This window comes from Pseudoxanthomonas sp. 134C1, assembly GCF_057773065.1.
In genome coordinates this window covers 201,555-214,881 of record NZ_JBYMTH010000005.1, presented here as the reverse complement: position 1 = coordinate 214,881, position 13,327 = coordinate 201,555, and the positions used below count along the sequence as shown (strand labels likewise).

At 67.6% G+C, this 13,327-nt stretch carries 9 protein-coding genes and 1 pseudogene; 1 reads left to right on the top strand and 9 read right to left on the bottom strand.

Translation table 11 applies throughout. The features are described 5' to 3' along the window. Window positions 1-116: 116 nt before the first annotated feature. The 8 genes and pseudogenes from lpdA to purB form a co-directional block, all read right to left on the bottom strand. Complete coding sequence (gene lpdA / locus AC3DEZ_RS12230) at window positions 117-1,559, bottom strand: dihydrolipoyl dehydrogenase (RefSeq protein WP_488388447.1); 1,443 nt, start codon at window positions 1,557-1,559, stop codon at window positions 117-119. A 105-nt stretch (window positions 1,560-1,664) separates the two neighbouring features. After that, a complete protein-coding gene (sucB, locus tag AC3DEZ_RS12225; RefSeq protein WP_488388446.1) occupies window positions 1,665-2,876 on the bottom strand; it encodes a dihydrolipoyllysine-residue succinyltransferase in 1,212 nt (403 codons plus the stop codon). A 60-nt stretch (window positions 2,877-2,936) separates the two neighbouring features. Beyond that, window positions 2,937-5,768 (bottom strand): 2-oxoglutarate dehydrogenase E1 component, encoded by a 2,832-nt coding sequence (locus AC3DEZ_RS12220; protein WP_488388445.1) that lies wholly within the window; start codon window positions 5,766-5,768, stop codon window positions 2,937-2,939. A gap of 213 nt (window positions 5,769-5,981) precedes the next feature. Then, window positions 5,982-6,890 carry a GNAT family N-acetyltransferase gene (locus AC3DEZ_RS12215; protein WP_488388444.1) on the bottom strand — a complete coding sequence of 303 codons (909 nt, stop codon included), beginning with the start codon at window positions 6,888-6,890 and terminating at the stop codon, window positions 5,982-5,984. A 23-nt stretch (window positions 6,891-6,913) separates the two neighbouring features. Beyond that, a pseudogene (locus AC3DEZ_RS12210) lies at window positions 6,914-8,065 on the bottom strand (ribosomal protein uL16 3-hydroxylase); the annotation flags it as partial. After that, the gene (gene bla, locus AC3DEZ_RS12205) at window positions 8,062-8,994 is read right to left on the bottom strand and encodes a subclass B3 metallo-beta-lactamase (protein WP_488388443.1); all 933 of its coding nucleotides are present in this window, start codon (window positions 8,992-8,994) and stop codon (window positions 8,062-8,064) included. The gene bla and the pseudogene AC3DEZ_RS12210, both read right to left, overlap by 4 nt. Continuing rightward, window positions 8,991-9,389 (bottom strand): VOC family protein, encoded by a 399-nt coding sequence (locus AC3DEZ_RS12200; RefSeq protein WP_488388442.1) that lies wholly within the window; start codon window positions 9,387-9,389, stop codon window positions 8,991-8,993. Before AC3DEZ_RS12200 ends, bla begins: the two co-directional genes overlap by 4 nt. A gap of 42 nt (window positions 9,390-9,431) precedes the next feature. Then, window positions 9,432-10,799: an adenylosuccinate lyase gene (gene purB, locus AC3DEZ_RS12195; protein ID WP_488388441.1), complete on the bottom strand. Its 1,368-nt coding sequence runs from the start codon at window positions 10,797-10,799 to the stop codon at window positions 9,432-9,434. Window positions 10,800-10,942: 143 nt separating this feature from the next. Here purB and AC3DEZ_RS12190 point away from each other — a divergent pair, with 143 nt between their 5' ends. Continuing rightward, window positions 10,943-12,388 carry a class II fumarate hydratase gene (locus AC3DEZ_RS12190; RefSeq protein ID WP_488388440.1) on the top strand — a complete coding sequence of 482 codons (1,446 nt, stop codon included), beginning with the start codon at window positions 10,943-10,945 and terminating at the stop codon, window positions 12,386-12,388. A 27-nt stretch (window positions 12,389-12,415) separates the two neighbouring features. Here AC3DEZ_RS12190 and AC3DEZ_RS12185 read toward each other — a convergent pair whose 3' ends face one another. Beyond that, the gene (locus AC3DEZ_RS12185) at window positions 12,416-13,258 is read right to left on the bottom strand and encodes a DUF2268 domain-containing putative Zn-dependent protease (RefSeq protein ID WP_488388439.1); all 843 of its coding nucleotides are present in this window, start codon (window positions 13,256-13,258) and stop codon (window positions 12,416-12,418) included. Window positions 13,259-13,327: the final 69 nt, after the last annotated feature.

Genomic DNA, 13,327 nt, shown 5'->3' with positions numbered 1-13,327 from the left:
GAATCGTAGGAGGCCTAAACGCACGACGCCGGGCGTGCCCGGCGTCGTGGGAGGAGCAGGGCGGGGCGGGCGGGGAGCATCTTTCGATTCTCCATTCCCGATTCCCCATTCCCGGCTCAATTGGCCTTGTGGATCGAGCGCTTGTCCACCGCCATGGCGGCGTCGTGGATGGCCTCGGACAGGGTCGGGTGGGCGTGGCAGATGCGGGCCAGGTCGTCGGCCGAGCCGTTGAACTCCATCGCCAGCACGCCTTCGTGCACCAGCTCCGACACGCCGACGCCGACCAGGTGCAGGCCGAGAATGCGATCGGTCTCGGCATGCGCGATGACCTTGACGAAGCCGGCCGGCTCGCCCATCGCGACGGCGCGGGCAATCGCGGCGAACGGGAAGCTGCCGGTCTTGTACGGGGTGCCTTCCGCCTTGAGCTGCTGTTCAGTCTTGCCGACCCACGCGATTTCCGGCTCGGTGTAGATGACCCACGGCACGGTGTCGAGGTTGACGTGGCCCGGCAGGCCGGCGATCAGTTCGGCGACCGCGATGCCTTCCTCGAAGCCCTTGTGCGCCAGCATCGGGCCGCGCACGCAGTCACCGACGGCCCAGACGCCGTCGACGCCGGTGTGGCAGTGCTCGTCGACCTCGATCTGGCCGCGCTCGTTGAGCTTCACGCCGGTGCCTTCGGCCAGCAGGCCCTTGCTGGCGGCGCGGCGGCCGACGGCGACCAGCAGCTTGTCCACGGTCAGCGTCTTCTCGCCTTCGGCGTCGGTGTAGGTGACCACGACTTCCTTGGTCTTGCCCTTGCCGGCGATCTCGGTCTTGCTGACCTTGGCGCCCAGGCGGATGTCCAGGCCCTGCTTCTTGAATTCGCGAGCGGCGGTCTTGGCGACTTCGGCGTCGGCCGCGGCGAGGAAGTCGGGCAGGGCTTCGAGGATGGTGACCTCGGCGCCCAGACGCTTCCACACGCTGCCCAGTTCCAGGCCGATCACGCCGGCGCCGATCACGGCCAGCCGCTTGGGCACGGCGGTGAAGTCGAGCGCGCCGACGTTGTCGACGATGTACTCGTTGTCGAACTTGGCGAACGGCAGTTCGATGGAATCGGAGCCCGCGGCGATCACCACGTTGGTGCCCTTGAGCTCGACCTCGCTGCCGTCATGCTGCTTGACCTTGACCACATTGCCCGGCTGCAACTGGCCGAAGCCGTAGAACGGGGTGATCTTGTTGGCCTTGAACAGCATGGCGATGCCGCCGGTGAACTGCTTGACGATCTTGTCCTTGCGGCCAACCATCGTGGCGACGTCGATCTTGGCATCCTTGGTGCTGATGCCGTGTTCGCCGAACAGGTGTTGCAGGTTGTAGAACTGGCGCGAGCTGTCCAGCAGCGCCTTGGACGGCACGCAGCCCACGCGCAGGCAGGTGCCGCCCAGGGCCGGCTTGCCGTCCTTGCCCAGCGCGGCGTCGATGCAGGCGACCTTCATGCCCAGCTGCGCGGCGCGGATGGCAGCGTGATAGCCGGCGGGACCGGCACCGATGACGACGACGTCGAATTGTTGTTGTTCGCTCATGCTTCGCTCACACGGGAATGGTGAATCGGGAATGGTGAATCGTGGAAGCGGGAAGGAGCCGGGCGCCTTGGCGATTCCCGTGTCTCCATTCCCGATTCCCGGCGCTTACATGCCCAGCAGCATGCGGTGCGGATTTTCCAGCTGGTTCTTGATGTCGACCAGGAACAGCACCGCGTCCTTGCCGTCGATGATGCGGTGATCGTAGGACAGCGCGATGTACATCATCGGCGCGGCCACGACCTGGCCGTTCTCGACGATGGCGCGTTCCTTGATCGCGTGCATGCCGAGGATGGCGCTCTGCGGCGGGTTGACGATCGGGGTGGACATCAGCGAACCGAAGGTGCCGCCGTTGGTGATGGTGAAGGTGCCGCCCTGCAGGTCTTCCAGGCCCAGCTTGCCGTCGCGCGCCTTCTTGGCGTAGTCGGCGATGCCCTTCTCGATGTCGGCGAAGCTCTGGCGCTCGACATTGCGCAGGACCGGGGTGACCAGGCCCTTGTCGGTGGACACGGCGATCGAGATGTCGGCGTAGCCGTGGTAGATGATGTCGTTGCCATCGACCGAGGCATTGACCACCGGATGGCGCTGCAGCGCGTTGGCGGCGGCCTTGGCGAAGAAGCTCATGAAGCCCAGCTTGATGCCGTTGGCCTTCTCGAACGATTCGCCCAGTTCCTTGCGCATCGCCATGACCTTGCCCAGGTTGACCTCGTTGAACGAGGTCAGCATGGCGATGGAGTTCTTGGACTGCATCAGGCGCTCGGCGATGCGCGCGCGGATGCGGGTCATCGGCACGCGCTCTTCCGGACGTGCGCCGCCGGACACGCCGGCGGTCTTGCCGCTGGCGTAGTTGACCAGGTCTTCCTTGGTCACCGCGCCACGGCGGCCGGTGCCTTCCACCTGGGCCGGATCGATGCCCTGGGTGGTAGCGGTGAAGCGCGCGCCCGGCGGCAGGGCCTCGACGCCGGCGGCGGGAGCCGGAGCGGACTTGGCGGCCGGCGCGGGTGCGGCGGCGGCGGGCGCCGCAGCCTTCGGGGCCTCGGCCTTGGGTGCTTCGGCGGCGGGAGCGGAGGCCGCAGCGACCGCGCCTTCCTCGATGACCGCCAGCAACTGCTGGCTGGTCACGGTGTCGCCTTCCTTGAACTTGATTTCCTTGATCACGCCGTCAACCGGGGCCGGGACTTCCAGCACGACCTTGTCGGTTTCCAGGTCCAGCAGGTTCTCGTCGCGCTTGACCGCGTCGCCGACCTTCTTGTGCCAGGTGGCGATGGTGGCGTCGGAGACGGATTCGGGGAGAACCGGAACTTTGACTTCAGTGGCCATGGATGGAGGCGTCCTGTTTTTTTGGTGGCGTGCTTTGAAGGGTGGAATGCGGGGCGCCGCTTACTCGGCGACCACGTCGTTTTCGAACTTGTTGACCAGCGCGTCGGCGACCAGCTTCAGCTGTTCCTCGACGTGCTCGGCGAAATGGCCGGCGGCGGGCGAGGGCGAGCGCGGGCGGCCGGCGTAGTGCAGGCTCTGCTTCTCGCCCAGGCAGGCGTTGAGGTGGTGGCGGATCTGGTACCACGCGCCCTGGTTCTGCGGCTCTTCCTGGCACCAGACCACGTCGGTGGCCTTGCCGAAGCGCTTGAGCTCGGCGGCGAGCTGGGTGCGGGGGAACGGATAGAGCTGTTCGACGCGGACCAGTGCGACATCGTCCTGGCCGCGCTTCTGCTGATCTTCCAGCAGGTCGTAGTAGACCTTGCCCGAGCACAGCACGACGCGCTTGATCTTCTTCGGATCCGCCGCGTTGTCCGGAATCAGGTGCTGGAACTCGCCGTTGGCCAGTTCGTCCAGGCTGGACACGGCCAGCTTGTGGCGCAGCAGCGACTTCGGCGTCATCACCACCAGCGGCTTGCGGGTGGTCATGCGCATCTGCCGGCGCAGCATGTGATAAGCCTGTGCGGGCGTGGTCGGCACGCAGACCAGCATGTTCTCCAGCGCGCACAGCTGCAGGAAGCGCTCCAGGCGGGCGGAGCTGTGTTCGGGACCCTGGCCTTCGTAGCCGTGCGGCAGCAGCAGGGTCAGGCCGCTGATGCGTCCCCACTTGGCTTCGCCGGCGGCGATGAACTGATCGATCACCACCTGCGCGCCGTTGGCGAAATCGCCGAACTGCGCTTCCCAGATGCACAGGGTGTTGGGATCGGTGGTGGAGAAGCCGTATTCGAACGCCATCACCGCTTCCTCGCTCAGCAGCGAATCGATGATGGTGGCCTGTTCCGGCGTTTCGACCAGCTGGCGCAGCGGCAGGAAATAGCTGTCGGTCTTCTGGTCGTGCAGGATCGCGTGGCGATGGAAGAAGGTGCCGCGGCCGGCGTCCTGACCGACCAGACGCAGACCGTTGCCTTCGGCGAGCAGGGTGGCGTAGGCCAGGTTTTCCGCGAAGCCCCAGTCGCCGGGCAGTTCGCCGGCGGCCATCTTGGCGCGATCGTCGTAGATCTTGGCCACGCGCGGATGCAGTGTCACCCCGGCCGGAATGGTGTTGATGATCTTGGCCAGCGAGTCCAGCGCCTTGCGCTTGACCCGGGTATCGACCGGGTCGGTGACCTTGCCGGACACGTACTTCGACCAGTCGATCGCCAGTTCGTCGCCCTTCTGCTTGGCCAGCTCGGTGGTGTACTCGCCCGAATCCAGCTTGTTGCGGTACTGATCGGCCAGTGCCTTGCCACCTTCGGCGGGCACCACGCCGGCGCCTTCCAGCTTGGCCGCGTACAGCTCGCGGGTGGTCGGGTGCTTGCGGATGGTCTGGTACATCAGCGGCTGGGTCGCCGCCGGCTCGTCGGCCTCGTTGTGGCCGTGGCGGCGATAGCAGACCAGATCGATGACCACGTCCTTCTTGAACTGCTGGCGGAAGTCGTAGGCCAGGTTGGCGCAGAACACCACCGCTTCCGGGTCATCGCCGTTCACGTGCAGGACCGGCGCGCCGATCATCTTGGCCACGTCGGTGCAGTACAGGGTGGAGCGGGCGTCGTCGCGGGCGCTGGTGGTAAAGCCGATCTGGTTGTTGATGACGACATGCAGGGTGCCGCCGACCGCGAAACCGCGTGCCTGCGACATCTGGAACAGTTCCATCACCACGCCCTGGCCGGCGAAGGCGGCGTCGCCGTGCATGATGATCGGCAGCACCGCCTGGCGGGAGGTGTCGTTGCGGCGCTCCTGGCGGGAACGCACGCTGCCGGCCACGACCGGGTCGACGATTTCCAGGTGCGAGGGGTTGAAGGCCAGCGCCAGGTGGACCGGGCCGCCCGGGGTGGCGATGTCGGCGGAGAAGCCCATGTGGTACTTCACGTCGCCGGCGTGGGCCAGGCTGTTGTCGTGCTCGAACTTGCCCTCGAACTCGTCGAACAGCTTGCGCGGGCTCTTGCCCAGGGTGTTGACCAGTACGTTGAGGCGACCGCGGTGGGCCATGCCCACCACGATGTCCTTGACCTGGCCTTCGCCGGAGCGACGGATGATCGTGTCCAGCAGCGGAATCAGCGAGTCGCCGCCTTCCAGCGAGAAACGCTTCTGGCCGACGTACTTGGTGTGCAGGTAGCGCTCCAGGCCCTCGGCGGCGGTCAGCCGCTCCAGGGTGCGCTGCTTGGCCGCCGCGTCCAGGCCGTAGTTGCCGGCCGCCGCTTCCAGCCGCTGGTACAGCCACTGGCGCTGCTCGACCTCGGGGATATGCATGAATTCGGCGCCGATGGAGCCGGTGTAGGCGGCCTTGAGGCGTCCCAGCAGGTCGCGCAGCTTCATGCGCGGCTGGCCGGCCACGTTGCCGGTGCTGAATTCGGCGTCCAGATCCTTGTCGGAAAGGTCGTGGAAGGCCAGGGCCAGATCCGGCGGATTCATCGGCGGGCTCAGGCCCAGCGGATCCAGGTTGGCGCCGAGGTGGCCGCGCGAGCGGTAGGCGGTGATCAGGCGACCGACATTGCGCTCGCGCTCGTCGCCGCCGGCCGCGGCCGTCACATGGCCGTTGTTCGCTGCCTGGCGCGAAGCCGCGGTGATCTGATCGATGACCACCGAGTGCGGCACGTCACCGGCCTCGCGGCCCTTGAACCCATCGAAGTAGGCCTTCCATTTGGGACCCACGCTGTCGGGGGCGACCAGGTACTGCTCGTACAGGTCTTCGACGTAGGAGGCATTGCCTCCGTTGAGTTGCGAGGATTGCGCAAACTGCTTCAGGAGATTGTCCACGATGGCGATGAGATGCGAACTGTCGATTGATCTTGGAGGAACGGGGCCGGCGGAATCGATGTGGGCCCGCGCGGGCGGAAGACAACCCCAAAATTATACCCGCAAGGCGGGAACGGGGCATAAAGGTATTGGACTAAAGGCGCAGTCCGGACGAGGTGGAGGACCGCAAGGGACACAATCCGCGCGATTCCCGCGGATTTTCGCCGACCGGGGCTACAGGCCCAGTGCGCGGTATTCCGCGCAGGAACGCGAACGCTCCCAGATCTGCGAGAACTCCTCGCGAAGCTGACGCGCGCGGCCGCCCGCGTCCTGATCCGTTTCACCCTCGAAACGATGCCCCAGCGGGCGGAAGCAGTAGCCATCGGCGTCGTTGACGGCAAAGGCAGAGGGGTAGTTGCGGTCGACCGGGTCATGCACTTCGCGGAACAGGAACACGCTGGGCAGGCGCTGGGCCAAGGGCAGCAGGGGCGCGAGCCTGCGCTGTGGCGTGCCCGCGTCCTGCAGCAACACCCGGATTTCCGCCGGGCCGGAGCGGGTCGCCAGCCGGCGCAGGGCATCCAGGACCTCCGACGCATCGAACAGGCTCGGTTCCAGGTCCCGACTGTAGAGGCACAGGCGGCGATGGGTACCGTTGGCCAGCGCCAGCAGGGCCGCCCGGGCGCCAGCGGGGTCCTCGACGGCGGTGGCGCCGTCCAGCCGGCGGCGCATGGCCTGGTGCTCGATGCCGGCTTCGTGGAAACGCGGGCCATAGGGCACGAACCCGTGCCGGGCGTAGAAGGATTCGGCGCTGACCTGGGCGTTGAGGGTCAGTTCGGGCCAGCGCTGCAGGCGGGCCTGCTCCAGTAGCGCCACGAGCAGGGCGTCGCCAACCCCGCGCCCGCGCCATTCCCGCAGGACCGCCATCCGGCCGATGCGGTGTTCCGGGGTCAGCCGACCGGTGCCGATGGGCTGGCCGGCGTCGTCGCGGGCCAGGACATGGCTGCACAGCGGATCCAGGGCGTCGCGTTCTTCCTCGAGCGGGACATGCTGTTCCTGCACGAACACGGTTTCGCGCACCCGCAGCAGATCATCCCGCTGGCGGGCGTACTCGACCGCTTCGACCTGGAATCCGCGCGGATTCAATCCTCGTCCTCCGCCATGCCCAACTGATAGTGGCCCTGGGCGACCAGTGCCATCACGGTGTCGCGCCCCTCCCCGGAAAGGCCGGCATAACCGGTTCCATCAATGGCTTCCGCGGCCGCCAGCCAGCGCGCGTCCGCCACCGGAAGGGCGTAATCGACGCCGGTGCAGAACAGGGTGGCGCCCTTGCGCGCCCGCCGCCAGGCCAGGCGCGAGAACGGGTGACGGTACAGCCGCGCACCATGCTCCAGATCCCATTCGAGCTCGATGCGCGAGCGCTGCTCCGGCGGCGGAGCCACGTCGCCCGCGGCCCGGTAGGTGGTGATGAAACGGCCGAACCAGTCGCCGAGGCGATCCGGATCATTCATGCGCAGGGCATTCAGTGCCTCCACCACCCGGGCCATCGCCGCCGCATCGATCTCGTTGGGATCGCGGGGCGGGGCGAGGTCCTCGTCGTGGTAGCGCAGGCGGTCGTCGGCGTCGGCGACCAGAGTGTCCAGATAGTCGCTGATCAGCTCGGCGGAGGATGGCGCGCGCATCCCGACGGAGATGGTCAGGCACGGATTGACCGCCACACCATGGTGGGGAACACCCGGCGGCAGGTACAGCATGTCACCCGGCTCCAGCACCCAGTCGTGGGTGGGGGTGAACTCGCGCAGCAGCTTCAGTTCCACGTCCTCGCGGAACCCGAGCGGGGGATTCTCGCTGGCGTCGATCAGCCAGTGCCGCTGGCCCTGCGCCTGCAGCAGGAACACATCGTACTGATCCACGTGCGCGCCGACCGAACCGCCGGTGGCGGCGAAGCTGATCATGATGTCGTCCAGCCGCCAGCGCGGCAGGAAGTCGAAATGCGCCAGCAACCCGCGCACGTCCGGGTCCCATTTGTCCACGTCCTGCACCAGCAGGGTCCAATCGTGGTGCGGCATGCGGGGAAACTCGTCTTCCTGGAACGGCCCGGTGCGCAGGGTCCATGCATCGTTCTCACGGTCATGCATGACGATGCGCGACAGCGCGCCTTCCTCGCAGGCCAGGCCGGCCAGATCCTCCGGCTGTATGGGCGACTGGAAATGCGCGAACGCATTGCGGATCAGCAGCGGCTTCTTCTGCCAGTACTCGCGCAGGAAACGCGCGGCGGGCATGCCGAGGAAATGCTTGGCGGTGGCGTGGACTTCGATCATGGGCGTGGGGAAATTGCGGGAGCGGGGGCGGCTTCTTCGGCTACGCGTTTGTCCAGGCTTTCACGCGCGGACTGCGCGTAGTCGCGGCAGGCGCGGGTGTTCGCGAGCGGTTCGTTGGCGCCCGGGCCGACGCGGGACCACAGGCGGCTGGCGGACGGGTGCGGCGTCACCAGGATGTCGCAGTCCAGCGCGGCGACCCGATCCAGGGCTTGCCGGAAGGCGGCGACATAGCCGGGATGGGCCTGCTCGTCGCCGAAGCGGTACTGGTCGCTGGAGAACGCGGAGAGACTGTCGGCGTAGACGAACTGGCGGCATTCGTCGCCGTCGCAGGAGCGCCAGGTCCAGGACGCCGCGCCCGGGGTATGGCCCGGCGTGGGAATGGATTTCAGCGACAGCGGGCCGACGGTGACGGTTTCCTCGTCGTCGATGGCGCGTACGTTGGCGACCGGCGTGAAGGATTCGAGTTGCCCGAACTGGGGATCGCTGCGGTCATTGGCGCCACGCCGCAATGTGGACGCGGCCGGTTCGCGCGCCAGCACCGGCGCGCCGGTGGCGCGCTGCAGATCGGCCAGGCCGCCGACGTGATCGAAATGCTCGTGCGAGATCACGATGGCGCGCACGTCCTCCGGACGGAATCCGAGTGCGCGGATGTTGGCCAGCACCTGGCGTCCGCCCGCGGCGGTGCCGCTGTCAATCAGGACATGCCCCTGCGGCGAGGTGATCAGCAACGCGCTGATGCCGCAGGTGCCGACGAACCAGGTGTTGCCGTGCAGTCGCAGCGGTGTGGCCGGATCGTCCCAGCGCGGCTTGGCCGGGCAGGTGGTGGTGCCAGCGGCGGCTTCATCCGCCCAGATCCGGCCGGCGGGCAGGGCGGACAGCAGCAGGAACACGGCGGCCGGGATGGACACCCTCGGCGGAAATGGCTTCATGTGGTGATCTCGTCGTAACCGCGGCCGATGAACTGCAACAGGCACCAGCCATGGCCGAAGGGATCGGCCAGGCGCACGATGCGGCCCCAGCGGGCTTCGCGGATGGAGGTTTCGGGGTGAAGACCGGCCTGGACGGCGGTGGCGAGCGCGGCGTCCAGATCCTCGACCACCACGTCCAGGTGCACCGGCGTCCAGTGGCGATCGTAGTGCCGGCGCGAGCCGGGAGCACCCTCGGAATCGGCGGCGGCGCGGATCAGATAGATGGGCGCCTGTGCGCCCAGCAGTTCCAACACGTCGTCGCCGAAGCGGCGTCCGGTGGTCAGGCCGAACGCCTGCCGGTACAGCGTTTCGGCGGCTTGCAGATCCGGCACGTCGAGGTTGATCAGCAGTTGCATGGGAGCGGTCCTGCGGCGTCGGCGTGCGGGATCCGGGCGGTCTCAGATCTTCCGGGCCAGCGCTTCGGCCAGGCCGGTGTAACTGCCCGGGGTCATTTCGCGCAGGCGCTGCTTGGCGTCTGCGGGCAGCTCCAGCGATTCGATGAAGGCGCGCATCGAGTCGGCGGTGATGCCCTGGCCGCGCGTGAGCGCCTTGAGCTGCTCGTAGGGATTGGGCAGGCCGTGCCGACGCATTACGGTCTGTACGGCTTCGGCCAGCACTTCCCAGGCGGCGTCGAGATCGGCGTCCAGGCGCTGCGGGTTCACTTCCAGCTTGCCCAGGCCCTTGGCCAGCGAGTCCAGCGCCACCTGGCTGTGGCCGAAGGCGGTGCCGAGCGCGCGCAGCACGGTGGAGTCGGTCAGATCGCGCTGCCAGCGGCTGATCGGCAGCTTGGCGCTGAAATGCTCGAACAGCGCATTGGCGAGGCCGAAGTTGCCTTCGGCGTTCTCGAAGTCGATCGGATTGACCTTGTGCGGCATGGTCGAGGATCCGACTTCGCCTTCCTTGAGTTTCTGCTTGAAGTAGCCCAGCGAGATGTAGCCCCAGATGTCGCGGGCCAGATCGATCAGGATGATGTTGGCGCGGCGCGCGGCGTCGCCGATTTCGGCCACATTGTCATGCGGCTCGATCTGGGTCGTGTAGGGATTGAAGACCAGGCCCAGGCTTTCGACGAAACGCTGGGCGAACGCCGGCCAGTCCACGTCCGGATAGCTGGCGACGTGGGCGTTGTAGTTGCCGACCGCGCCGTTGATCTTGCCGGTCAGCTCGACCGCCGCGATCTGGCCACGTTGACGCTCCAGGCGGGCGACCACGTTGGCGATTTCCTTGCCCAGGGTGGTCGGCGAGGCGGTCTGGCCGTGGGTGCGCGACAGCATCGGCTGTGCGGCCTGGACATGCGCGAGTGCGCGCAGCGAGGCGGCGACGCCGTCCAGCGACGGCAGCAGCACTTCGCGCCGCGCCTGCTCCAGCATCAGGCCGTAACTGAGGTTGTTGATGTCCTCGCTGGTGCAGGCGAAATGCACGAATTCCAGCGCGGGGGCGAGTTCGGCATCGTCCTTCAGGCGCTCCTTGATGAAGTACTCGACCGCCTTGACGTCATGGTTGGTGGTGCGCTCGATCTCCTTGACCCGGGCGGCGTCGGCGACCGAGAAGCCATCGGCCAGCGTGCGCAGGCGGGCGATGGCCTCCTCGGAGAAGGCCGGCAGTTCGACGATGCCGGACTCGGCGGCCAGCGCCAGCAGCCATTCCACTTCCACCTTGACGCGCGCCCGGATCAGCCCGTACTCGGAAAAGATGGGACGCAGGGCGTCGACCTTGGCGGCGTAGCGGCCGTCGAGCGGGGACAGGGCGAGCAGGGCGGATTCCGACATGGGGAGCGGGAGGGGGTTGAAAAGGAGCGTTCTAGTTTACCGCGAGACGGCCACCAGCCGGCCTGGCGTATGCTGGCGGCCCTCGCAAGCAGCCGGTTCCACCACCCGGCGCCAGTCGTAGACCATCCCCACAGGAGGCGCTGATGAGCAGGAAAACCACGGCGGGCGCGGCCCGCAGCGAACGGACCCGGGTGGAACGGGACAGCATGGGGGAACTGCGGGTGCCCGCGGACGCGCTCTGGGGAGCGCAGACCCAGCGCGCGGTGCAGAACTTCCCGATTTCCGGCCGGCCGATGCCGCGCGGCTTCATCCGCGCGCTGGGCCTGATCAAGGCCGCCGCCGCCGAGGTCAACGCCGGTCTGGGCCTGTTGCCGCAGGTCACCGCGCGGGTCATCCGCGCCGCCGCGCTGGAGGTGGCCGCCGGCGAACACGACGCGCATTTCCCGATCGACATCTACCAGACCGGCTCGGGCACCTCGTCGAACATGAATGCCAACGAGGTCATCGCCGCGCTCGCCAGCCGTTCCGGCAAAGCCGGACGCAAGGGCGTGCATCCCAACGATCACGTCAACCTGGGCCAGAGCTCCAACGACGTCATTCCCACCGCCATCCGCGTCTCCGCGCAACTGGCCGTGCTGGAAGATCTGCTGCCGGCGGTAAAGCACCTGCGCCGGACCATCGATCGGCGCGGCAAGGCGCTCGGCAGGATCGTCAAGACCGGTCGCACCCACCTGATGGACGCGATGCCGCTGACCTTCGCCCAGGAGTTCTCGGCCTGGTCGGCGCAATTGGCCTCGGCCGAGGAGCGCGTCGCCGACAGCCTCAAGCGGCTGCGCCGGTTGCCGCTGGGTGGCACCGCGATCGGCACCGGCATCAACGCCGATCCGCGTTTCGGCGCGCGGGTGGCGAAGGCGCTGTCGAAGCAGACCGGCGCGCGGTTCGAAAGCGCGGGCAACAAATTCGAGGGTCTGGCGGCGCAGGACGACGCGGTCGAACTGTCCGGCCAGCTCAGCGCGCTGGCGGTGGCGCTGACCAAGATCGCCAACGATCTGCGCTGGATGAATGCCGGGCCGCTGGCCGGCCTGGGCGAGATCGAACTGCCGGCCTTGCAGCCGGGCAGTTCGATCATGCCGGGCAAGGTCAATCCGGTGATTCCGGAAGCGACCGTGATGGTGTGCGCGCAGGTGATGGGCCACCACACCGCGATCACCGTTGCCGGGCAGACCGGCAATTTCCAGCTCAACGTGACCCTGCCGCTGATCGCGGCCAACCTGCTGGATTCGATCCAGTTGCTGGCGAACGTGTCGCGCCTGCTGGCCGACACCGCCATCGAGGGGCTCACGGTGCGCGAGGACAACGTCAGGCGCGCGCTGGATCGCAATCCCATCCTGGTGACCGCGCTCAATCCGGTGATCGGCTACGAGAAGGGCGCGGCCATCGCCAAGCAGGCGTACAAGGAGAACCGCGCGGTGCTGGACGTGGCACGCGAGGTCACCGGCCTGCCGGAGAAGGTGCTGAAGCCATTGCTGGATCCGGCGGTGCTCGCCAAGGGCGGCATCCACGGCAAACCGGGCGGTGGAGGCGGCTGAGCCGCCCGCCACCTCCGGTTCACGCCATCATTCGGCGGGAATGAACTCGGCGGCCTTCATCGCGGCGATGGCCGCCCAGTCGTGTGGTTTTCCATCCAGGCGCGCGGCGACAAGCCGGTAACCGACCGAGTAACCGGCCCACATCGGGATGCCCGCCTGCGGGTTACCGAACATGGCGCCCATCAACACCTGCGGCGAGGTCTCGCCCAGATTGGGCCGGAACGCGGCCAGGGTGGCGGTGTGCTGGGCATCGTCCAGCGCCCGGATCCACGGCGCCGGATGCGCGCCGAACACGTTGTTGGCGTAGTAGTCGGCGCGGCCCTCGAACACCAGATAGTCGGCGAGGGTGAACGCCGCGTCCGGACGGAACTGTTCCTTTGCCCAGTAGCTGTGATGGAGCTCATGCGCGAGCACGTAGGGCAGAAGCTTCGCCCAGTCGGCCTGCGGATGCAGCTTGACGACGATCTTGCCGTTGCCGGCGGTCAGCGCGATCACGCCCTGCATGCGATCGCGGGTGAACGCGTCATCGGGGGCGGTGAAATCCACGCACAGGGTCAACCGCCCCTGTGGCAGATCGGTGATCACGCGATCATAGGTGGATTGGGCGATCTTCTCGAAGCGGGCGCGATCGAACCCCTTCTCGGCCGTTTCGCGCTGCTCGCGGGTGAGGCGGGGATCCGGCGCATAGCCACGCGCCAGATCCGCGAACTGGCCGCCGGCCGCGCAACGCGCGAACCAGGCCTCGCCGGCGGTGGCCGCATCGGTGGCCGCCAGCACCTGCGGATTGGTGTAGTGGAAATCGATGGGCTCGCCGGCCATCGCGAAACCGGGCAGGAGCAGGGACAGCAGCAGCGGGAGTCGGCGTTTCATGGGATGTCCTGGAGGAGCGGCGCGGAATGCGTCCAGGGATCAGGACGCGCGGGGAAGTACGGGTGTGAC

Coding starts and splice junctions, on each gene's coding strand:
- lpdA (WP_488388447.1), bottom strand. CDS start 1,559: ATGAGCGAACAACAACAATTCGACGTCGTCGTCATCGGTGCCGGTCCC.
- sucB (WP_488388446.1), bottom strand. CDS start 2,876: ATGGCCACTGAAGTCAAAGTTCCGGTTCTCCCCGAATCCGTCTCCGAC.
- bla (WP_488388443.1), bottom strand. CDS start 8,994: ATGAAGCCATTTCCGCCGAGGGTGTCCATCCCGGCCGCCGTGTTCCTG.
- AC3DEZ_RS12200 (WP_488388442.1), bottom strand. CDS start 9,389: ATGCAACTGCTGATCAACCTCGACGTGCCGGATCTGCAAGCCGCCGAA.
- purB (WP_488388441.1), bottom strand. CDS start 10,799: ATGTCGGAATCCGCCCTGCTCGCCCTGTCCCCGCTCGACGGCCGCTAC.
- AC3DEZ_RS12190 (WP_488388440.1), top strand. CDS start 10,943: ATGAGCAGGAAAACCACGGCGGGCGCGGCCCGCAGCGAACGGACCCGG.
- AC3DEZ_RS12185 (WP_488388439.1), bottom strand. CDS start 13,258: ATGAAACGCCGACTCCCGCTGCTGCTGTCCCTGCTCCTGCCCGGTTTC.